Here is a 22,630-nt window from a genome sequence, read left to right as displayed (position 1 = left end):
TTGAAATGATTCCATAAATATCTTTCTTTTTATTATTTTTTACCCTGAGAGCTTACACAACAATTCGCGGCGGATTCAAATAATATATAAAATTTGCTATCCGATGACAAAAAAACAGGCCCAATTAATGGGCCTGTTTCGAAGTGTAATAATCATCCAGTCAGATTATAGATGCTGGATGTATACAAAGCAATCTACTTTGATATGAAGTACCCTTCTCCCTCTTCAAGATAGTTCCGAATCCATTAGCATCACCACTACCATACGCAAATCTCGCAGTATATAAGTAGGCTACTTTTTTACCCCCCTCTTCTCCTATTAGTTGAACATAGTTACCTTTACCATCCTCTGGATATATATTATACAGAGCACTTGAATAATCACTCTGGAGAGAATATTTTTTAACCACACCATCAAAATAACCCATCAGATCCGGAGAGACTGATTTTAATTTACTGAGATTAAAAGCTTTGCTTGGTTCAAGAGTTTCACATGAGTTGTTTTTCTCACTTAGGTCCTTATTGACATCAATATAATGATCTGGAACAAAAACATATCGCTTAGGATTGAATTGATATGAAGAAATATACTTTTCTCCTGTTGTCTTATTCGTGACCTTAGCGATGACTTTTACTGGTCCAGGTTTGAATTTTTCAATAGGGAACACCAAAACTGGCCCAGCTCCAGTGTGTTTCACCTCAATAGAAGAGCCTGCTGGAACGTCATATTTAATATCTAATATACCCAAGCCCTTTCTGTTATAAAGCGGTCTATCCTGCAAAGAATCACTAACGTAAGCTCTATAAGTAAGTGCATATAGCCTATCCATCACAACAGTAAAAGGCCTTTCCGAAGAATGCGTGACCTCGCTAAAACCCTTAGTATCATTAAAAAACGATCGTGAGACTACTTCCCTTTCTACCGCATTAAAATGCACTGATTTAGTAGCCTTAGCCTTCTTACCATTAACGGTTACCTGTACCTCCACATCGTTAAGTCCCGCACCACTTACCAAAGATGCCGTTAAATACCCCTTATCATCAGTCGTGTCCTGCACATCAATAAATCTTAAGCCCTCTGGTTTGCTGTTCTTACCATTAGGCACCACTTCCCAGGAAATATCTTTAAATGTCTGATTTTTGATCGGATTCCCCGTTTGCGAATCTACCATCAATACCTTATAGGCAAATTTACTCTCGATATCCGCAGGCAGTGTTCCCTCAGGCGATACTTCCACCAAACCTTTAATGACAGCATTAGAAAAATCCTCTGGAGTAAAGTCAAAAGGCTGAGATAGTATTTCTACCCCACCATTGAGGTTGAGTCCTACTTTGGCATTTTTAATTCCCTGCGTACTACGCAATACTGCCTTTAATCTTCCCTGACCGTCCGTCTTACTGTCCACTGCGGTTATTGTTGCACCCGGTGCAGCAGGAAGTGAGATTATGTTCCAGACAGGGTCTACGGTTTGACCTTGATAAGGCTTGCCATCTTCTCTATTGGTCACTGTCGCAGTAACCGTGTATTGACTGCCATCTGCTTTGAGTGAGGCAGATGACGGTTCAAAATCAAATTTAACGTCCAGTTTTTGCGTATCGTCAACAAAATCTACAGGAGCAAAATAGACAGGGGGATCAGATTCCATTCCTGAAAAGTCACGTTCTGCATTCGGTCCATAATTTTCCTCACTGCTGCTTATCACTATTCCTACCTTAACGGTCTGAGCTTTAGTACTCTGCACTGTGGCAAACAATTGCCCTTGTTCATCCACATTAGTAGAACCAACTATGATCACATCCGTGCTCGGCTCCGTAACCCACTTAATAGTCCTCTTGAAAACAGTTGAAGAAAACGTCGTTGGAGTGTGCGGGGTACCAAACTCATCTACGGCCACCGCTCTGAAGGTGTAAGCATTGTTTGGGTTATTTTGGTTGTTTGAACTCTTAATGAAAACAGGACCCTTGGGTGCAGACTCCATTTGAGTAAGGCGTATTGAATATTGGCTAAAGCCAACTGGTTCCGTTTTATTGACCAGTATCTTAGGCACTCCCGGAATTTCGAGATACACCTTGATATCTTTCACCCTACCAGTGGAAGTTAATTTCGCAATCAATTGGCCCTGTTGATTGGTTATATTAGAATGCGGTTCAAGGCGGATGCTCTCGCTAGCAAAATCGTCTTCTTTCGGCATATCCGGGTATTCATAGCTCCATTGAGCCTCCTTAAATTCGGTATTACTGAGTGGGTGATTGTCTTTTCCACTACTCAGGGTGACGGTCAATGTAACAGGTGACTTACCATCAGCACCGACAGGGTGGTTGGGGGTAACACTTGTCTTCACCGATATAGGTTCAACCATCAAACGTATAGTTTTCTTTCCGGACTGCTTACCTGTTTCATCCTCCGCAACGGCAAAAATCTCGTAACTGTTTGTACCTTTTGGATTATAATTCGGCAAGGTGAGGTCAATAGTCTGACCAGTTTCAGGAGGAAGATTGCCCTTATTCTCATAGAATGCCCCATCGGCTGACCAGGTTACCTTTTTGATGGGCTTATCCGCTCTGATGTCTGCGGTTATTTGCCTTTTCTCACCGCTGTATCCGGTGATGGTATCAGGCAACATCATTTCCAGTATGGCTTTCTTCCTGTAATCCAGAACAATGTGGTTATTCCTTTCAACCAGATCATAACGGCTTCCGGCCAATGTACGCATAGAATCCACGTTATCTGTCGAGAGCTGAACCCCCAGAGGCACACCAAATCTGTAGTTCAGATTGGCCTGAAATAAGGTTTCGCTATGCCCGCCACTGCCATGTTTATAGTCCACTCCCATTGTCACCAGCGGGACAGGCGTATAACTCAACCCGAATCGGGCAAGGCTGGGGTTTTTCTGCTTAGTGCTGCGATTGAACAGAGAAACGTTATCGCCAAAATACTGCTCATAACCCAATTTCCCCCCCAGGTTGGGATAAGCAGGCAGGAAAAACTCACCATTGAGATCAAAGCCATTAGCAGGGCGTTCTTCGAAATCTTTATCTTCCATAGACTGATGCCAGTCACTCAAACGCAAATAGGTATTGGCAGAAAGTTTAATATAATCTGCCCAGGCTTCCCCCCCTAACCCCATGCGTTTATTCTTACCAGTGACGTCATAATCGTAGAACGTATTTAAACCATACATCCAACCGGGAGTGAAATAACGCCCCCCCAGACCGAAGTTGACCGTATTCCGGCTGTCTTTATTCCGATAGCCAACCTGGGAGAAAAACAGCCAATCCGCTTTATTGTCATAAAGCGGAAGCAAAAAATCTATTGAGCTATTATCCAGATTGCCTTTTCTATCCATGGAAAAATTAATTTTTGCTGTACCAAACTGAGACAGCCATTTTTGTGCCTCACCGGTGACAGTGCCATTTAATTTACCCAGCGCGTAAGATTTGGCTTGTTCGGTCAGTTGCGATGGCGAAGATGACAAAAAACCGCTAACCTTTTGGAGGTTTTGGGCGATCAACTCCGCTTTCACATCTTCCTTATTATCTCTGTTCTCTTCATTGTCTGTTTTCGGTAAAGACCTCTCTTTTACCTGATGCTCAGATTGATCTTCCCCCACAGCCAGAGCACCCACGGGGATAAAGGGTAAAAATAAAGAATATATAAAAACCAAAAAACGAGTGAACTTATTACTCATGTACGAGTCCATATATAAACACCTCATAAAATATGAGCCATTGAGCAGCATTTAAGTATTAGACGTCAGATAAATTTAAAAAAAACAATATTTCTATGCACTTAACATACATTAGGAAAAGTTTTATCATTATGCGTAATGAAAAATTATTATCGCCTGATAACCAAAAGTAATCTTATTATTCTTAATATATTTTATATCTTAAGTTGTTAAAGCCTACCCCGGTAAACACTCCAACGTTAAATAATATCTTGTACCAGATGATAAAAAACAGGCTCCATCAATGAGCCTGTTTCAAAGTATAGTCATCACCTGGTTAGATTAAGGATTGTGGAAGCGAACATAATAATCTTCTCTTCATATTATCAACCCACCCATATAACAGTGGGCCGTTACTCTTCTTGTAATTAAGAAAAAGTAATCGGGGAATGAACGCGTCACCAGCAACATGATTACCACTAATTACCTGAATGGGAATATCATCCTGATCAGTAAAAATACTTCTAAGATCCTTATAGTCACTAGAGATTGTATTTTTGGAATTACCATTCACAAACTGACCCAATATATCTGTAGAAACAGATTTGACATTGATTTTGGTTTGCCAAGGATTTTCTGCTTGAAGAGTCTCACACATCGATCCTGGTGATATTGTAATACCTCTCTTAAGCATAACGGTGTTCAGCGAGGCTGTAGTCGGATTTTTGGTAACAAAAACATATCTCAGCGGATTGAACTGATATGAATAAAGATACTTTTCTCCTGTTGTCTTATTAGTAACGTCAGCGGTGACTTTTACTGGTTCAGGTTTGAATTTTTGAGGCGGGAACCATAAGACATTCTCCGTTCCACTTGTATCCACCTCAATAGAAGAGCCTGCCGGAACATTATATTGAACATCGAATGTTTGTGGATCAAGCTCACTTATCTGTAGCCCATGAGAGTCACTGATATGAGCAAATACAAATTTCACCTGATCACTGACAGTAACGGGTCTTCCCAAAGAAAAACTGTTGTACTTATCAGCGGTCTTTATCACGGTTTCCCTTTCTACCGCATTGAAATTCACTGGCTTAGCTTTCACCGGCGGCAGGGACTTGTTATTAACATTAACGGAGATTTGTGCCACCACACCGTCAAGCCCCGCACTACTTACCAAAGATGCGGTTAAATACCCCTGATCATCGGTCGTGTTCTGCACATCAATAAATCTTAAGCTATCTGGTTTGCCTTTTGTACCATTAGGCACCACTTCCCAGGTAACATCTTTAAATGTCTGATTTTTGATTGGATTCCCCGTTTTAGTTTCCACCATCAATGCCTTATAGGTAGCTTTACTCTTCCTATCCGCAGGCAGTGTTCCCTCAGGTGAGACTTCCACCGAACCTTTAATTGCAGCATCAGAAGGATCCTCTGGAATAAAGTCAAAAGGCTGAGATTGTATTTGTACTCCGCCATTGAGGGTGAGTCCTACTTTGGCATTTTTAATTCCCTGCGTACTACGCAATACTGCCTTGAATTTTCCCTGACTATTCGTCTTACTGTCCGCTGCGGTTATTGTTGCACCCGGTGCAGCAGAAAGTGAGATTATGTTCCAGACAGGAACTACAGTTTGGTCTTGATAAGGCTTGCCATCTTCTCTATTGGTCACTGTCGCAGTAACCGTGTATTGGCTGCCATCTGCTTTGAGTGAGGCAGATGACGGTTCAAAATCAAATTTAACGTCCAGTTTTTGCTTATCGTCAACAAAATCTACAGGAGCAAAATAGACAGGGGGATCATATGAGTTATTTTCTGAGCTATTATCTGAACCCGGCATCGGAATCAGGTCACTCGCTTTAATCGCAACGCCTACCTTAACAGTCTGCGCTTTAGTGCTCTTCACTGTGGCAAAAAGCTGCCCTTGTTCATCCACCACAGAGGAACTGTCTATGATGACATCAGTACTCGGCTCCGTAACCCACTTAATCTTGAAGCCATTGTTTCCTTTTCCTGGATTTCCTTTTATTGGAGCACCAAACGCATCGACTACCACAGCTTTAAAGGTATAAGCATTGTTTGAATTGTTTGAATTTTTTGAATCGCTAATGAGAACAGGACCCTTGGGTGCTGATTCCATTTGAGTCAGTTGGAATGAATATTGACCAAAATTAATGGGCTCCGTTTTATTGACCAGTATTTTAGATAATCCCGGAATTTCGAGATACACCTTGATATCTTTCGCTTCTACAGGAGAAATTAATTTTGCAATTAATTGGCCCTGCTGATTGGTTATATTACTCTGCGATTCAAGTTGAGGCTTCGCCACATTATCACTTTCTTTCGGCATACCCGGGTATTCATAGCTCCATTGAGCCTCCTTAAATTCGGTATTACCGAGTGGGTGATTGTCTTTTCCGCTACTCAGGGTGACGGCCAATATATACGGTGACAAACCATCAGCACTGACAGGGTGGTTGGGGGTAACGCTTGTCTTCACCGATATGGGTTCAACTATCACACTTATTTTTCTCTCGAACTGCTTACCTGTTTCGTCCTCCGCAACGGCAAAAATCTCGTAACTATTTGTACCTTTCGGATCATAATTCGGCAGAGTGAGGTCAATAGTCTGACCATTTTCAGGAATATCGCCCCCATTATTCCTGAATGCCCCATCGGCTGACCAGGTTACCTTTTTGATGGGTTTATCCGCTCTGATGTCTGCGGCTATTTTCCTTTTCTCACCGCTGTATCCAGTGATGGTATCAGGCAACATCATTTCCAATATGGCTTTCTTCCTGTAATCCAGCACAATGTGGTTATTCCTTTCAACCAGATCATAACGGCTTCCGGCCAATGTACGCATAGAAGCAACGCTATCTGTCGAGAGCTGAACCCCCAGAGGCACACCAAATCTGTAGTTCAGATTGGCCAAGAATAAAGTTTCGCTGCGCCCGCCACTGCCATGTTTATAGTCCACTCCCATTGTCACCAGCGGGACAGGCGTATAATTCAACCCAATCCGGGCAAGGCTGGGGTTTTTCTGCTTGGTGCTGCGATTGAACAAAGAAACGTTATCGCCAAAGTACTGCTCATAACTCAGTTTCCCCCCCAGATTGGGATAAGCGGGCAGGAAAAACTCACCATTAAGATCAAAGCCATTGGCAGGGCGTTCTTCGAAATCTTTATCTTCCATAGACTGATGCCAGTCACTCAAACGCAAATAGGTATTGGCAGAAAGTTTGACGTAATCTGCCCAGGCTTCACCCCCTAACCCCATGCGTTTATTCTTACCAGTGAGGTCATAATCGTAGAACGTATTTAAACCATACATCCAACCGGGAGTGAAATAACGTCCCCCCAGACCGAAGTTTATGGTATTTCGGCTGTCTTTATTCCGATAACCAACCTGAGAGAAAAATAGCCAATCCGCTTTATTGTCATAAAGCGGAAGCAAAAAATCTAATGACCTATTATCCAGATTGCCTTTTCTATCCATGGAAAGATTAATTTTTGCTGTACCAAACTGAGAGAGCCATTTTTGTGCTTCACCGGTGACGGTGCTGTTTAATTTACCCAGCGCGTAAGATTTGGCTTGTTCGGTCAGTTGCGATGGTGAGGATGACAGAAGACCGCCAACCCTTTGGAGGTTTTGGGCGATCAACTCTGCTTTCCCATCTTCCTTATTATCTCTGTTCTCTTCATTTTCTATTTTCGGTAAAAATCTTTCTTTCATCTGATGCTCAGGTTGGCTTTCACCCACAGCCAGAGCACTCACGGATATAAAGGGTAAAAATAAAGAATATACAAAAACCCCAAATCGAATGAACTTATTACTCATGTACGAGTCCATATATAAACACCTCATAAAATATGAGCCATTGAGCAGCTTTTAAGTATTAGACGTCAGATAAACTTAAAAAAAACAATATTTCTATGCACTTAACATACATTAGGAAAAGTTTTATCATTATGCGTAATGAAAAATTATTATTGCCTGATAACCAAAAGTAATCTTATTATTCTTAATATATTTTAGTGGTCATTATTTATAGATAGGAACTTAATTTATAGATAGAAACTTAGCAGTAATGACTGCATGCCTTTCATGCTACTGAATAAATAGCGTCTATATTTTATCTCAAATTGTTAGTACGATAGCCTGGCGTTTATACGCAATCGTTCCCAATAGATATCAAATCACTTCCTGACTTCTCATGGCATAACGGCAAAAAAATGATGAAAATTGACTTGAGCAAAATGGTGACTGAAAGTCGCAATCCCGCCAGTACCTGTATTGATCAGTTATCGACGCTCAATATGCTGCGCGTTATCAACGATGAAGATAAAAAAGTCGCTATCGCCGTTGAGAAAACCCTGCCCCAAATTGCCGGTGTCGTTGATAAAGTCGCCGAAGCCTTTCGCCAAGGTGGACGCTTAATCTATAGCGGAGCGGGAACATCCGGACGTTTAGGTATTTTGGATGCCAGTGAATGCCCCCCAACTTATGGCACAAGACCAGAACAAGTGGTCGGATTAATTGCTGGTGGGCATCAGGCTATTCTAAAAGCGGTAGAAAATGCCGAAGATAATCGCCAATTAGGCACAGATGATCTTAAGGCACTACAATTTAATCAAAGAGATGTACTGGTGGGGATAGCTGCCAGCGGTCGGACGCCTTATGTATTAGGCGCAATGGAATATGCCAAATCGGTCGGTGCCACCGTAGCCTGCATCAGTTGCAATCCAGACAGCCCAATGGTGCAATTGGCTGATATCGCTATCACCCCTGTCGTGGGGCCGGAAGTGGTGACAGGTTCTTCCCGTATGAAAGCAGGTACGGCACAAAAACTCGTACTGAATATGATTACGACAGGTGCCATGATCCGCATTGGCAAAGTATATGGAAATTTGATGGTCGATGTGGAAGCTACCAATGCCAAATTAATCGAACGTCAGAAAAATATTGTCATGGCAGCCACTGAGTGCAGCAGGGAAATAGCAGAACACGCCCTGAATGCCTGTGATGGTCACTGCAAAACCGCAATTGTGATGATTTTATCGGGCGTCAGTGCCGAAGAAGCCAAAGTGTTATTGGCAGAGCACCAAGGGCTTATCCGGCCAGCTATCGCTATCTCGAAAAACCGATAATCATTACCTCTCTTAAGGGGTTCAAAATGGCTAAAATTAATCAGGACATACTGGTCGAAATACTTCACGCCATTGGCGGGGCAGGTAATGTTGCTCACTGCGGTAATTGCATGACCCGCCTGAGACTGACTCTGCGCGATGACTCACTTGTCGATAAGACCAAATTAAAAAGAATTATCGGGGTATTAGGTGTCATAGAAAGTGATGATCAACTCCAGATTGTCCTTGGCCCCGGTAATGCCCAGATAGCGGCGGACATGATGAATACGTTATTAAATGAATCACATCATCTCAGCCATTCAGAGCCACATTCTGACACACTGAAAGAGATTGCTCTTTCCAACAAGAAACACCTTAAAGAAAAGCAAACCAGCTCAGTTCATAAATTTCTGGCTAAATTCGCCACCATCTTTACTCCCTTAATCCCCGGGTTTATCGCCGTTGGCCTGTTATTAGGTTTTGCTACCTTGCTGGAGCAAGTTTTTATCAAAGGAGCCGAAAATCCCAACACCATATTGGTGGAAATGGTCGGCTATATGAAAATCTTCAGCAAAGGCATGTTCAGTTTTCTGAGCATCCTGATTGGCTACAATGCACAAAAAGCCTTTGGCGGATCAGGCGTTAACGGTGCCATCATCGCATCCCTGTTTGTACTGGGCTATAACGCCGAAGCCACCAGCGGTTTCTATTCTGGTATCAACAACTTTTTTGGTTTTTCCATCGATCCCCGGGGCAATATTATTGGTGTGCTGATCGCCTGTATTCTCGGTGCCTGGGTAGAAAAACAGATCCGCAGAATCATGCCATCTGATCTGGATATGATCCTGACTTCCGCTATCACCCTGCTTATCATGGGAGCCGTTGCCTTTATCATTATTATGCCCGTCGGCAGTTACTTATTTACTGCGATGTCATGGCTGTTTATGAATTTGAATGGCAACCCATTCGGTACGGCTGTTCTGGCGGGATTGTTCTTAATCGCGGTCATGTTTGGCGTGCATCAGGGCTTCGTTCCTGTCTATTTTGCCTTGATGGATGCACAAGGATTCAACTCTCTGTTTCCCATTCTGGCAATGGCAGGAGCCGGTCAGGTAGGTTCTGCGCTGGCGTTATATGTGAAAGCCAAAAAAGGCTCATTGCTTCGCACTCAAATTAAAGGTGCCATCATTCCGGGCTTTCTGGGGATTGGGGAGCCCTTGATCTATGGTGTCACCCTCCCCCGCGTAAAGCCTTTTGTCACCGCTTGTCTCGGTGGGGCGGCAGGGGGATTTTTTATCGGCCTGATTGCCTGGTGGGGCTGGCCGGTCGGGTTAAATAGTGTTTTCGGCCCTTCCGGGCTGGTCGCCCTGCCCTTAATGACATCCAACAGCGGTATATTTACCGGGATGGCCATATATGGTGCAGGGCTGATTGTCGCTTATATCGCTGGCTTTATGCTGACGATATTCTTCGGGAGCAAAAATATTGATCTGGACTGATTCAGCCAGACCAGCCTTAATTTAACCATATTAAGGGCACACAAGCGGCGGTCAGAATACCCATTGCAATATTGAACATAAACCACGAGTGACGGCTTCGCAGCAATCGGCCAATCAATGAACCGAGCATAAGCCAGATTGCACCTGCGATAATGCTGGAAAGTAACATCACTATGCTAATGGTTAAAATGGAGTAGCCATATTGTTCTCCTGCCAGACTGTAGCTACTGACCGCTCCCAATCCCATCAGCCATGTTTTGGGATTCAGGAACTGCAACAGCCACCCCTGATAAATTTTGATAGGTGGCATTGACGGCGTTGAAGTATCCAAACGCTTATAATGCGAAGTCGCTGTTTTCCAGGCTAACCAGAGTAAGTACAGGCTACCAAGCACTTTGAGGCCGGTATGTATGGCAGGATAAATCAGTAACAACGCCGCGACACCAAAAGCGGACAATAACAGAATTGTCTGCATCCCCAGAACAATACCCAAGCAAAGCGGAATGGAGCGACGAATACCAAAATTGGCACCCGATGATGTCAACAACATATTGTTTGGACCCGGCGTCACTGCGGAGATAAACATAAACGTACTGAGAGATAAGATCAGGCTTACAGTCATGGGTAGATTCCCCTCACCCAAATGGTTAACATTTCCTTTCAAGAAAAATAACAGTATGTTATTCCACATACAAGATGACTAACCATTACAACATCATCAGGAACACTCACAATGATAATTCCGTGGCAACAACTGGAAACCGAAACACTACTTAACCTGATAGAAAGTTTTGTCTTGCGGGAAGGCACAGATTACGGCGAACAAGAAAAAACACTTGAACAAAAAGTACAGGATATTAAACGCCAACTTGAACGAGGTGAGGTTCTGCTGGTATGGTCTGAGTTACATGAAACCGTCAATATCATGCCCAAAGAGATGTTCCGCCCATAAAGCCTGACTTGTTTTATTCACGCTAACCATCTGATTAAAATAAAGATAACTCAATTTTTATTGATAAGGAGTCTGTTCATGTCTGCCAAACATCCTGTCATTGCAATTACTGGCTCCAGTGGAGCAGGAACAACGACCACCAGTGTGGCATTTCGCAAGATTTTCCAGCAAATTGGCGCGACTGCCGCAACCATTGAAGGGGATAGTTTCCATCGTTACACTCGTCCTGAAATGGATGCTGAGATCCGCAAAGCGAGAGAACAGGGCAGGCATATCAGTTACTTTGGGCCAGAAGCCAATGATTTCAGCATGCTGGAAAAAACATTTTCTGATTATGGTGAAACAGGCAGCGGGCGCTGTCGAAAATACCTCCATACCTACGATGAAGCGGTACCCTATAATCAAGTACCAGGCACTTTCACACCGTGGGAACCCCTGCCATCAAATACAGATATCCTGTTTTATGAAGGTCTGCATGGCGGTGTTGTCACGCCACAACACAATGTCGCCAGCCATGTTGACCTGTTGATTGGTGTTGTGCCTATCGTTAACCTTGAATGGATACAGAAACTCATCCGTGACACCAGCGAACGCGGGCATTCCAGAGAAGCCGTTATGGATTCCGTTGTCCGCTCAATGGATGACTATATCCGCTATATCACCCCCCAGTTTTCACGCACTCACATAAATTTCCAGCGCGTTCCCACGGTTGATACATCTAACCCCTTCTCTGCCAAGGCTATTCCATCACTGGACGAAAGTTTTATCGTGATTCGTTTCCGTGGCCTAACTCAAATTGATTTTCCATATTTACTGGCAATGCTTCAGGGTTCATTTATTTCCAGTATAAATACCATTGTTGTTCCGGGTGGGAAAATGGGACTGGCGATGGAGTTAATTATGGCGCCGATTGTTAAGCAATTACTGGAAGGCCAAAAAATTTCATGACGTAAACTGCTTTTTATTTTAAATAAAGCAGGCAACAAAAAATAATGTTGTCTGTTTTATTTAAATAAATAAGTCATTCTTACAATAATAAAGTGGCTGATAAAAATCAGTTTTAGCCAGAACAATGAAGCTACATAAAGTTCATCACAACGGAAACGCTGTCCAGAATTAATAAATACATTGTCAATAAAATAACCTCTCTAAACAGATTTCTGGTAATCTGGCAACCAGTTTAATATGCTGAAGCGATACAGGGGAAGACAGAAACGTTTTCCTGTGTTACAAACAAGGTTACAAGCGAGATTGGCAAGTTATATGGGGTGAGATCAATATGCCATCACTTTGGCATCCTTATAATCCATATAAAATTCCCGCTTGTCAGTTTTTCAGCAAGTTAATATGTTAAGCTATTGACTTTATAAAGCTAGCCTGAAGAGAAACCATCTGTTTCTCACATCATAAAGGCAGAAATAACAACAGAGGATAAAGCGAATGGTTCTCGGCAAGCCACAAACAGACCCTACTCTTGAATGGTTTTTGTCACACTGCCATATTCACAAATATCCATCCAAGAGCACGCTTATTCATCAAGGTGAGAAAGCAGAAACGCTTTACTACATTGTTAAAGGTTCGGTTGCTGTTCTAATAAAAGATGAAGAAGGTAAAGAAATGATCCTCTCTTATTTAAATCAAGGGGATTTCATTGGTGAACTTGGATTATTTGAAGAGGGGCAAGAACGTACTGCATGGGTGCGAGCCAAAAGCGCCTGTGAAGTGGCTGAAATTTCCTACAAGAAATTTCGCCAGTTAATTCAGGTTAATCCTGACATTCTGATGCGTTTATCTGCTCAGATGGCAAGTCGTCTACAAACAACTTCCGAAAAAGTAGGTAATCTGGCCTTTTTGGATGTTACAGGCCGTATCGCCCAGACGCTGCTCAATCTGGCTAAACAGCCTGATGCCATGACTCACCCTGATGGTATGCAAATCAAAATTACCCGTCAGGAAATTGGGCAGATTGTGGGTTGCTCCCGTGAAACAGTTGGTCGCATTCTTAAAATGCTGGAAGATCAAAACCTGATCTCCGCACATGGTAAAACCATTGTTGTTTATGGAACACGTTAGTTCCCGACAACCCTGAAATTCAGCCAGTGCAATTTAATACATCCGCACTGGCTTTTTTTGTTGCTTTTCCCGGCCGTTATTTTATTGATTCAACTATTTATTAGGGCGTGTTGTAGTCTAATCATTTATTAATTTAACCATCGCGATATCGCCATATCCAACCGCGCCATACCTTCTGTTATCTCATCCTCAGCAATAATTAATGATGGCGTAAAACGTAAGATACTGTCTCCGGCACTCAATAGCATCAATCCGTGCTCTGCCACTTGGTGCAATATTTCTCTGGCCTTGCCTTGATATTCCACTTTCAATACAGCGCCAATAAGCAACCCTTTTCCACGGAATTCTTGGAAGATGCCATATTTTTGGTTCATCTTTTCCAGTGCATGAATGATCATATCGTGGCGTTTTTCCACTCCCGCCAGTACTTCTGGTGTGTTGATGATATCCAAAGCGACACAACCGATAGAACAAGCCAACGGATTTCCTCCATAAGTTGTTCCATGTGCGCCTGTTTCCATCGCCGCCGCAATCGTATCTGTCGTTAGCATCGCACTAATCGGAAAGCCTCCTCCCAATGCTTTTGCCGTCGTCAAAATATCCGGTTGGACTCCATAATGCTGATAAGCGTACAACTTGCCTGTGCGCCCCATTCCACTCTGGACTTCATCAAAAATCAGTAGCGCCTGATGCTTATCACATAACTTCCGCACACCATGAAGAAACGCTGTCGTTGCAGGCGTAACACCGCCTTCTCCCTGAATCGGCTCCAGAACAACAGCACAGGTGTCATCATCGATGACCGCTCTGACAGCATCCAGATCATTAAAAGGGACGTGTACTATATCGGCCGGTTTAGGCCCGAATCCTTCAGCATACTTCGGCTGTCCTCCCACCGAAACGGTGAAAAACGTGCGCCCGTGAAACGCATGATGAAAAGCAATAATTTTGGTTTTATGGGGATGATAGCGGGTAATCGCGTAACGACGGGCCAGCTTAAATGCGGCTTCGTTGGCTTCCGCTCCGGAGTTAGCGAAAAATACTCTCTGTGCAAACGTTGCATCAATCAACTTTTTCGCTAAAGTTAAGGCGGGTTCATTGGTGAAAATATTGCTGACATGCCACAATTTTTCACCTTGCTGTTTCAGAGCCGCCACCAAGGCCGGATGGCAATGCCCCAGAGCCAAAACAGCGATACCACCGGCAAAATCGATATATTCTTTGCCCTGCTGATCCCAGACCCGGCTACCTTGCCCTTTGACAGGAATAAAATCCGCTGGCGCATAAATTGGCAACATAACCTGATCATAAGTCTTCCGGCTATTTGCTGTGTTTTCTAGCATTTCCCTCACCTTATTTTTCTATTTGCCACACCGAAGTGAAATAATAGTCACTAAATATGAATAAAAAATCAATTAGAGGCAAATAAAAAAACGAGTGAGGGATAACCGATAATACCTGACTAATACTTAAGGAAATTATTCAATAACTCATGTCCCTGCTCACTAAGAATACTTTCCGGGTGGAATTGCACCCCTTCCAGTGGCAAAGTACGATGACGTATTCCCATAATTTCATCTACATCGCCATTGCGCTGACTCCATGCCGTCACTTCAAATGACGCAGGAAGGGTTTCAGCAGCAATAACCAGCGAGTGATAGCGTGTGACGGTCAGTGGATGATCCAACCCCTTAAATACCCCTTGCTGACAATGGTGGAGCAAGCAAGTTTTTCCATGCATCACTTCACGGGCTTTGACAACGCTGGCACCAAAAGCCTGACCTATCGCCTGATGCCCCAAACACACGCCCAAAATAGGCAGTTTCCCGGCAAAATGTGAAATCGCCTCCAGAGAAATCCCTGCTTCATTTGGCGTACAAGGCCCGGGAGAAATCACTAAATGTGTGGGTGCTAATTTTTCAATATCTTCAAGCTGTAACTCATCATTACGTTTAACTAAAACCTCTGTCCCTAATTCACAAAAATATTGATATAAATTGAATGTAAAAGAATCGTAATTATCTATTATTAATAACATAGGAGTATATCCTACTGATTTTATAGTATTATAAGTTGCCCTACCCCATTGGGGGCATTATTCATTCTGTATTACGGTAAAATCAGGTAAAGCAGTATCAACGGCAACGGGGGAGTTATCATACCACAGAAGGATTTTTAAAATAGTGGCACAGAGAATCCCTAACCAGCTAAGTCACTTATATCACTATGTTACTTATACTTATGTTACTTATACTACAGTATACAACGGTGGAGAAAGGAAGATGGGAGAGAACACGAACGGTATTCAAACAATCAATAATGATTACCCGAATACCGAATTACCTCTTGCTAAAACGATTAAGACTCAACCTTGGCTGACAAAATCACAATAGGTTTCACAGGTACGTTTTGGTAGGGCCCAACATTTTCTGTTTTGACCTGAGAAATTTTATCCACGACATCCATCCCTTTTACGACTTTACCAAAGACGGCATAACCAAAATCACGCTGACCGTGGTCAAGGAAAGCATTATCAGTCACGTTAATGAAAAACTGGCTGGTCGCACTGTCTTTATCTGCGGTACGTGCCATGGCGATAGTGCCACGCAGATTACGCAAACCATTATCTGCTTCATTCTTAATTGGCGCTCTGGTGGTTTTTTGCTTCATATCTTTTGTGAAACCACCACCCTGAATCATAAAGCCGGGAATAACACGATGAAAAATAGTGTTGTTATAAAATCCCTCATTGACATACTCAACAAAATTCCTGGTGGTAATTGGAGCCTTGTTGCTGTCCAACTCAATTTCGATTTCTCCGGCTGATGTCACCAGCTTCACGTGAGTTTCGGCAGCCAATGCTGGAACAGCCACTGCACTGATAGCACATGCAGTCATAAGCGACACAAAAATACGTTTAAACATTGATGGTTCCTTTATTTTTGAGGTCAACAATAAAATTCATAACAACAAAACTTATTAAGTTTAATTCCCAATAGCACTAAGTTCCAAAGATTTACCTACATTTACGAGTATTTTAGGGAAATAGAGGGAAAATCTATCTATACGGCTCTTATGTTCGCATATTTGCGCGAGAGTTAATTTAAGAATAACCTCTATATTGAGGCGTTTTCCGGGCTAAAGGATGTAATTTATCAGCAGATACCAGTATGTTGATATGAATGCAAATTTTCATATAGGGTGATATGGTGTGTTTCGGTATATCAATATTCCACCTGCTTTTTTCCGTAATGGTCACTAACATGAACTATAAAAAAAGCCTAAATCCCAAGAAAGCGTTGATTTGGCGAATTGTTCACAGAGATAACTTGCCATGGATTCTTCAAAATGGTTTTTTCGCTGGGAATAGTGATACAAGGTCAGAAAATTGGATAGATATTGGTAATCCAGAGCTAATATCGAAAAGAGCGAACCATCCCGTACCCATTTCTCCAGAAGGAACACTGAACGATTACATTCCGTTTTACTTCACACCTTTTTCTCCCATGTTTAAAAACATACACAGCGGTTGGGGAGGAATAAAGCGAAGAGATAATAGTGAGATAGTTATCCTTGTTTCCAGTTTGCATAAATTAACTGAAATGGATATTCCCTTTATTTTTACTGATAGTCATGCTTACTACATGTGGTCGAATTTTTACTCTGATATCGCAGATCTGGACAAAATTGATTGGGAAATTATTCAATCAAAAGATTTTAAAAGAGATCCTGATGATCCTGCTAAATTTGAACGTTATCAAGCTGAAGCACTCATACACAATCATTGCCCAATAGAGGCTTTCATTGGTATCGTGTGTTATTCCGAGAAAGATAAGCAATACTTAAAAGAGTTAATTAAACAATCTGGTCATGATGTTGAAGTGATCGCGAGACCGGGGTGGTATTTTTCATGATTCATTACTCAACAGGCAACTTACTTGATGCTGATGTGGAAGCATTAGTCAATACAGTCAATACAGTAGGCGTTATGGGAAAAGGAATTGCTTTAATGTTTAAAGAACGTTTCCCTTTGAATATGGCTTTGTATGCAAAAGCCTGCAAATCAGGTGAAGTTAATACCGGAAAAATGTTTGTCACGAAAACAGAGGAATTGGTTAGCCCTCAATGGATCGTTAACTTCCCAACCAAGCAGCATTGGCGCTTTCCTTCTAAGATGGAATGGATTGTTCAAGGGTTAAATGATCTTAAAAAATGGATTATCGAGAATAACGTCAAATCTATTGCTATTCCCCCTTTAGGAGCTGGTAATGGTGGTCTTAGTTGGGTAGATGTAAAATCAAAGATCGAGTCAACATTATCATCTCTGGATGATGTAAACATCTATATTTACGAACCTACTACTCAATACCAAAATGTCAGTAAAAAGAAAGGCGTTGACGTATTGACTCCAGTTCGAGCCATGATCGCGGAACTTGTTCGCCGTTACTGGATTTTAGGTATGGAATGTAGCTTACTCGAGATTCAGAAACTAGCTTGGTTTCTTGCTAGAGAACTTGAAAAACAAGGCCTTCCAGACATTCTAAAGCTTAAGTTTAAAGCAAATAACTATGGGCCATATGCTCACAATTTAATATATTTACTCAACGCATTGGATGGTAGCTACCTTTGTTCTGATAAGCGTATCCCTGATAGTGATCCGCTGGATGTAATACGATTTAATGACGCAAAGAAAGAAAAGCTTCAGGATTATTTGAGAACCGAGGCTAAAGATTACTTATCTGTATTAGAAAAAACCGCAGAACTCATCGAAGGGTTTGAGTCTCCCTATGGCATGGAGCTATTAGCCACAGTCGATTGGCTCCTGTACAAAGAAAAATGTGACAACAATATTGAGTCAATTAAAAAAGGCCTGAGCCATTGGAAAGGTGGTACTAAAGCGGCTGCACGGAAATTGTCATTGTTTAAAGATCGTCATGTAAGCATTGCTATAAATAGACTGACCTCATATTAGTTCTATGTGTACTGTCCACCAAGCATGGGGAATAAGTGACAGTAAAAATGTCAAAATAAAGTTACGCCTGTCCACAAGCGGCAGCTCTCGGTATAATCACCGCGCTATTTTCGTGTATTCCTCAGGGAGATGACCATTTTGACCATCAAAAGCTACAACTATCAGATGACCCACTTTGTCACGAGTGCACCTGACATTCGCCACCTGCCTCAAGATGTGGGCATTGAGGTCGCGTTTGCCGGTAGGTCAAATGCAGGTAAATCCAGTGCCCTGAATGCACTGACCCGCCAGAAAAGCCTTGCGCGCACAAGTAAAACCCCCGGCCGTACTCAGTTGATCAACTTATTCGAAGTGGAAGACGGTGTCCGTCTGGTGGATTTGCCGGGCTATGGTTACGCTGAAGTGCCAGAAGAAATGAAGCGCAAGTGGCAGAAAGCCTTGGGAGAATACCTCCAGAAACGTGAATGCCTGTTAGGGCTGGTAGTGTTGATGGATATCCGTCACCCGCTGAAAGATCTGGATATGCAGATGATCGAATGGGCTGTCGTGATGCAGGTTCCTGTCATGGTATTGCTGACTAAGGCCGATAAACTGGCATCCGGTGCCCGTAAAAGCCAACTGGCGAAAGTCCGTCAGGAATTGACTTCTCTGGATGGTGATGTTCAGGTCGAATACTTCTCTGCTCTGAAAAAGTTCGGTATCGATAAACTCGAACAACAACTTGATCTTTGGTTCAATCAACCTGCCATTGAAGCGGAATAACATCCGCTGCATTCACCACATTTCCGCCTGTATAAACCGGACATAAAAAAACGCCCCAGTCAAAAAAGATGACTGGGGCAGCTAATATTCAGCTAAATCCGATTACGTGAAGTAAAAGGTCTGAAAGATAGAACATCTTACCTCTGTACCCTACGCCGACAACTTTACCCTATTCCTCTAATCAAAAAAAGACTTTTTTGTAATTAATTTTCATAAAATGTCTCGATTCAGCTTCTATTATTTAATCAAATCAGGTTAATAACGCCATCATTTATGTATTTTAATTACATAATTGTGAGATCTAGATCTAATCTCAAACCTAACCTAAATTGTTGTCACAAGCCTTCTCACGGTGTGATCCGGGTATTTCTGGTTTATAAAATCAACCGTGCTTTCATAAAAATCACTCAATAAAAAAAGAACCGCATCTTTGCGGTTCTTCAAAAATCAATAAATTGAAAGTCTGAGTGATCAGTGCGCTTGATCCCAATTATCACCAATCCCGACATCCACTTTTAATGGAACACCAAGCTGCATACTTTGCTCCATCAACTTTCTGATTGCTTCCTCCGCTGCCTCCAGTTCAGACTCATGCACCTCAAACACCAGTTCATCGTGAACCTGCATGATCATCCGTACATTTGGCTGCTCGCTGACAATCCAATTATCCACGGCAATCATCGCCAATTTGATGATATCCGCGGCTGTCCCCTGCATAGGCGCATTGATGGCTTCACGCTCTGACGCTTTACGGCGCATGGCATTACGCGATTTGATATCTGGCAGGTACAATCGACGCCCTTCCAGAGTTTCAACAAACCCACGTTCAGCGGCTTGCTGACGCGTGCGCTCCATATAAGACAGCACACCCGGATAGCGTTCAAAATAGAGATCCATATAACGTTGTGCTTCGCCACGTGGAATACCTAGCTGGCGGGATAAACCAAACGCACTCATACCATAGATCAAACCAAAGTTAATCGCCTTCGCACTGCGACGTTGCTCGCTGGTCACTTGCTCCAACGGCACGTCAAACACCTCCGCCGCGGTCGCACGGTGGATATCCTTACCTTGTGCAAACGCCTTCAGCAACCCTTTGTCTTGTGACAAATGCGCCATAATCCGTAACTCGATCTGTGAATAGTCCGCCGCCATAATGCGGTAGCCTTCTGGCGCAATAAATGCCTGGCGGATGCGTCGGCCTTCATCATTACGCACAGGAATGTTTTGCAGGTTTGGGTCACGGGAAGAAAGACGCCCTGTCGCCGTTACCGCCTGATGGTACGAAGTGTGGACACGATTTGTCAGCGGATTAACCATTTGGGGCAGTTTATCCGTGTAAGTGGATTTCAGTTTCGCCAAACCACGATGTTCCAGAATTACTCTTGGCAATTCATGGTGCTCCGCCAATTCTTCCAGTACTTCTTCATTTGTTGATGGCGCCCCATTCGGGGTCTTTTTCAAGACAGGCAAGTTCATCTTTTCAAATAAAATGACTTGTAACTGCTTAGGTGAAGCCAAATTGAATTCTTCACCTGCCAATGTATAAGCTGATTTTTCCAACTCATCTAAACGTGCAGCGATTTCCAGAGAATGTTCTGCCAACGTTTGAGCATCAATCAATACACCTGTCCGCTCCATACGGGAAAGCACAGGCACTAATGGCATTTCAATTTTCTGGAAAACTTTTTTCAGTGTTTCCACGCTTTCTAATTGTGGATACATCACCTGATGTAACCGTAAAGTCACGTCCGCATCTTCTGCCGCGTATTTTGATGCTTCCTCCAACGGAATTTGATTGAACGTTAGCTGTTTTTTACCTTTACCCGCAATTTCTTCGAATGTCGTGGTCTTATAGCCCAGATGACGCTCCGCGAGACTATCCATGTCATGTCGTCCCCCTACGCTGTTCAGAACATACGACTCCAGCATGGTGTCAAAAACAATACCGTTCAGAGCAATGTCATAACGTGCCAAAATGCCACGATCAAATTTCAGGTTTTGGCCTATCTTAGGCAGGCTTGCATCTTCCAACAGCGGTTTTAATGCGATGAGAACTTCATCCAGATCCAGTTGTTGGGGTGCATCCAGATAATCATGGCCCAGCGGCAGATAAGCGGCTTCAACCTCTGATTCACCTAACGCTGATCCACTTAACGCTAACCCCCCTAACGAAATGGCAAAAGACATTCCCACCAAATTGGCGGTCAGGGTATCAAGGCCATCAGTTTCAGTATCAAAAGAGAATGCCGGAGCCTGTTTCAGCTTCTCAATCCATTCATCAAGGGATTGGCGATCAAGAATGGTCTGATAGCTTTCCGGTGAAATTTTGACAGCACTTGGTGCGGCTGCCGCAGCTTCAGCCTTCGAAACCACAGCGGCAGGTTTCTGCCCGTTACCTTCCAGCCAACGGCCATTCTGTACGTCACTGATCCAGCGTTTAAACTCATAATGTCTGAATAGTGCTAATAACTCATCCGCATCCGGCGGCACAACAGAAAGTTCCAGACAGGTCTTATCTAATTCCACATCTGTTTTAATCGTTGCCAATTGATAGGAAAGGTAAGCCACCTCTTTATGTTGCTCCATTTTCCCACCCAGCGTCTTAGCGCCACGGAAACTGAGTGTAGCAATTTCATCAAGTCTGGCGTAAATCTCATTCAATCCACCAATGCCCTGCAACAACCCTAAGGCAGTTTTTTCACCGACCCCCGGTACACCAGGAATATTATCGGAAGAGTCCCCCATCAGGGCGAGGAAGTCGATGATCAGTTCAGGTGGAATACCATACTTTTCCACGACCTCTTCCGGCCCCAGAATCGTGTTGGTCATGGTATTAATCAGCGTGATATTCGGCGTCACCAACTGAGCCATATCCTTATCGCCGGTACTGATCAGGACAGAGCGACCTTCTTTTTCAGCCTGCAACGCCAATGTACCGATAACATCATCAGCTTCAACGCCCGGTACAACCAGAATTGGCAGTCCCATTGCTTTAACCATTTTGTGCAATGGCTCAATCTGCGCCCGCAAATCATCCGGCATTGGTGGACGGTGGGATTTATATTCAGCAAATAACTCATCACGGAACGTTTTGCCTTTGGCATCAAACACGACCGCCACATGACTGGATTTATACTGCATGATCAAACTGCGCAGCATGTTCAGCACGCCATACATGGCGCCCGTTGGTTCCCCTGCACTGTTTGTCAGTGGAGGAAACGCATGGTATGCACGATAAAGGTATGAAGAACCATCAACCAAAATCAGGGGATTGTCTGCTATCTGTGCCATAAAATTTTCTTCGTCGTTCTGTGGGATGAATAAAGAATAGAATGCCATACTGTGCCGATATAGACGAATTTTGCGAGAATTTTCTCGTGCTAACCTGCATTTTCTGACAAATATTCTGATGAGTTCTCTGTGGATAACTTTGTGCACAAAAAAATGGCACATAAACCAGATTTATGTTTATCACTGTAAAGAATGAAGAACAGAAGGTAAAAATCAATGAATTACGGTGAATGTGAAAGAAATATTACAACTACTTAAAAATCACTGACTTGTGGATATTA

General features: G+C 43.0%; 16 protein-coding genes. 8 read left to right on the top strand and 8 right to left on the bottom strand.

Going from position 1 to position 22,630, the window contains the following annotated elements; genetic code table 11:
* Positions 1-160 precede the first annotated feature (160 nt).
* Positions 161-3,688, bottom strand: coding sequence for an inverse autotransporter beta domain-containing protein (locus Xmir_RS09480; protein WP_167385964.1), 3,528 nt, complete (start codon positions 3,686-3,688; stop codon positions 161-163).
* 316 nt (positions 3,689-4,004) lie between these two features.
* The gene (locus Xmir_RS09475; RefSeq protein WP_167385963.1) at positions 4,005-7,403 is read right to left on the bottom strand and encodes an inverse autotransporter beta domain-containing protein; all 3,399 of its coding nucleotides are present in this window, start codon (positions 7,401-7,403) and stop codon (positions 4,005-4,007) included.
* Between the two features lie 503 nt (positions 7,404-7,906).
* Here Xmir_RS09475 and murQ point away from each other — a divergent pair.
* Positions 7,907-8,818 carry an N-acetylmuramic acid 6-phosphate etherase gene (murQ, locus tag Xmir_RS09470; RefSeq protein ID WP_208620420.1) on the top strand — a complete coding sequence of 304 codons (912 nt, stop codon included), beginning with the start codon at positions 7,907-7,909 and terminating at the stop codon, positions 8,816-8,818.
* Between the two features lie 26 nt (positions 8,819-8,844).
* Complete coding sequence (gene murP, locus Xmir_RS09465; protein WP_099114137.1) at positions 8,845-10,296, top strand: PTS N-acetylmuramic acid transporter subunit IIBC; 1,452 nt, start codon at positions 8,845-8,847, stop codon at positions 10,294-10,296.
* A gap of 16 nt (positions 10,297-10,312) precedes the next feature.
* On the opposite strand, the gene Xmir_RS09460 is transcribed toward murP, so the two are convergent.
* Positions 10,313-10,918, bottom strand: coding sequence for a LysE family translocator (locus Xmir_RS09460; protein WP_099114136.1), 606 nt, complete (start codon positions 10,916-10,918; stop codon positions 10,313-10,315).
* 111 nt (positions 10,919-11,029) lie between these two features.
* Between Xmir_RS09460 and Xmir_RS09455 the strand changes: the two genes are divergently transcribed.
* The 3 genes from Xmir_RS09455 (at position 11,030) to crp (ending at position 13,321) form a co-directional block, all read left to right on the top strand.
* A complete protein-coding gene (locus Xmir_RS09455; protein WP_099114135.1) occupies positions 11,030-11,248 on the top strand; it encodes a YheU family protein in 219 nt (72 codons plus the stop codon).
* 78 nt (positions 11,249-11,326) lie between these two features.
* On the top strand, positions 11,327-12,196 hold the full coding sequence (locus Xmir_RS09450) for a phosphoribulokinase (RefSeq protein ID WP_099114134.1): 870 nt from the start codon (positions 11,327-11,329) through the stop codon (positions 12,194-12,196).
* Between the two features lie 492 nt (positions 12,197-12,688).
* Positions 12,689-13,321: a cAMP-activated global transcriptional regulator CRP gene (crp, locus tag Xmir_RS09445; RefSeq protein WP_004240730.1), complete on the top strand. Its 633-nt coding sequence runs from the start codon at positions 12,689-12,691 to the stop codon at positions 13,319-13,321.
* 128 nt (positions 13,322-13,449) lie between these two features.
* Here the strand turns inward: crp and Xmir_RS09440 are convergent, their stop codons facing one another.
* The 3 genes from Xmir_RS09440 to ppiA form a co-directional block, all read right to left on the bottom strand.
* A complete protein-coding gene (locus Xmir_RS09440) occupies positions 13,450-14,664 on the bottom strand; it encodes an aspartate aminotransferase family protein (protein WP_099114133.1) in 1,215 nt (404 codons plus the stop codon).
* 119 nt (positions 14,665-14,783) lie between these two features.
* Positions 14,784-15,359 carry an aminodeoxychorismate synthase component II gene (locus Xmir_RS09435; protein WP_099114132.1) on the bottom strand — a complete coding sequence of 192 codons (576 nt, stop codon included), beginning with the start codon at positions 15,357-15,359 and terminating at the stop codon, positions 14,784-14,786.
* A gap of 320 nt (positions 15,360-15,679) precedes the next feature.
* Positions 15,680-16,246 (bottom strand): peptidylprolyl isomerase A, encoded by a 567-nt coding sequence (gene ppiA / locus Xmir_RS09430; protein WP_099114131.1) that lies wholly within the window; start codon positions 16,244-16,246, stop codon positions 15,680-15,682.
* A gap of 338 nt (positions 16,247-16,584) precedes the next feature.
* Between ppiA and darT the strand changes: the two genes are divergently transcribed.
* The 3 genes from darT (at position 16,585) to yihA (ending at position 19,055) form a co-directional block, all read left to right on the top strand.
* Entirely contained in the window at positions 16,585-17,235 is a 651-nt protein-coding gene (darT, locus tag Xmir_RS09425) for a type II toxin-antitoxin system toxin DNA ADP-ribosyl transferase DarT (protein WP_099114263.1), read from the top strand.
* Complete coding sequence (gene darG / locus Xmir_RS09420) at positions 17,232-18,293, top strand: type II toxin-antitoxin system antitoxin DNA ADP-ribosyl glycohydrolase DarG (protein WP_099114130.1); 1,062 nt, start codon at positions 17,232-17,234, stop codon at positions 18,291-18,293. Before darT ends, darG begins: the two co-directional genes overlap by 4 nt.
* Positions 18,294-18,431: 138 nt before the next feature.
* Positions 18,432-19,055: a ribosome biogenesis GTP-binding protein YihA/YsxC gene (yihA, locus tag Xmir_RS09415; protein ID WP_099114262.1), complete on the top strand. Its 624-nt coding sequence runs from the start codon at positions 18,432-18,434 to the stop codon at positions 19,053-19,055.
* A gap of 88 nt (positions 19,056-19,143) precedes the next feature.
* On the opposite strand, the gene spfP is transcribed toward yihA, so the two are convergent.
* A complete protein-coding gene (gene spfP / locus Xmir_RS35025; protein ID WP_438361642.1) occupies positions 19,144-19,191 on the bottom strand; it encodes a small protein SpfP in 48 nt (15 codons plus the stop codon).
* 335 nt (positions 19,192-19,526) lie between these two features.
* Entirely contained in the window at positions 19,527-22,349 is a 2,823-nt protein-coding gene (gene polA / locus Xmir_RS09410) for a DNA polymerase I (RefSeq protein ID WP_099114261.1), read from the bottom strand.
* Positions 22,350-22,630 lie beyond the last annotated feature (281 nt).

The organism is Xenorhabdus miraniensis (assembly GCF_002632615.1).
This window is presented reverse-complemented; position numbering and strand designations above follow the sequence as displayed.

Coding starts and splice junctions, on each gene's coding strand:
- Xmir_RS09480 (WP_167385964.1), bottom strand. CDS start 3,688: ATGAGTAATAAGTTCACTCGTTTTTTGGTTTTTATATATTCTTTATTT.
- Xmir_RS09475 (WP_167385963.1), bottom strand. CDS start 7,403: ATGAAAGAAAGATTTTTACCGAAAATAGAAAATGAAGAGAACAGAGAT.
- murQ (WP_208620420.1), top strand. CDS start 7,907: ATGAAAATTGACTTGAGCAAAATGGTGACTGAAAGTCGCAATCCCGCC.
- murP (WP_099114137.1), top strand. CDS start 8,845: ATGGCTAAAATTAATCAGGACATACTGGTCGAAATACTTCACGCCATT.
- Xmir_RS09460 (WP_099114136.1), bottom strand. CDS start 10,918: ATGACTGTAAGCCTGATCTTATCTCTCAGTACGTTTATGTTTATCTCC.
- Xmir_RS09455 (WP_099114135.1), top strand. CDS start 11,030: ATGATAATTCCGTGGCAACAACTGGAAACCGAAACACTACTTAACCTG.
- Xmir_RS09450 (WP_099114134.1), top strand. CDS start 11,327: ATGTCTGCCAAACATCCTGTCATTGCAATTACTGGCTCCAGTGGAGCA.
- crp (WP_004240730.1), top strand. CDS start 12,689: ATGGTTCTCGGCAAGCCACAAACAGACCCTACTCTTGAATGGTTTTTG.
- Xmir_RS09440 (WP_099114133.1), bottom strand. CDS start 14,664: ATGCTAGAAAACACAGCAAATAGCCGGAAGACTTATGATCAGGTTATG.
- Xmir_RS09435 (WP_099114132.1), bottom strand. CDS start 15,359: ATGTTATTAATAATAGATAATTACGATTCTTTTACATTCAATTTATAT.
- ppiA (WP_099114131.1), bottom strand. CDS start 16,246: ATGTTTAAACGTATTTTTGTGTCGCTTATGACTGCATGTGCTATCAGT.
- darT (WP_099114263.1), top strand. CDS start 16,585: ATGAACTATAAAAAAAGCCTAAATCCCAAGAAAGCGTTGATTTGGCGA.
- darG (WP_099114130.1), top strand. CDS start 17,232: ATGATTCATTACTCAACAGGCAACTTACTTGATGCTGATGTGGAAGCA.
- polA (WP_099114261.1), bottom strand. CDS start 22,349: ATGGCACAGATAGCAGACAATCCCCTGATTTTGGTTGATGGTTCTTCA.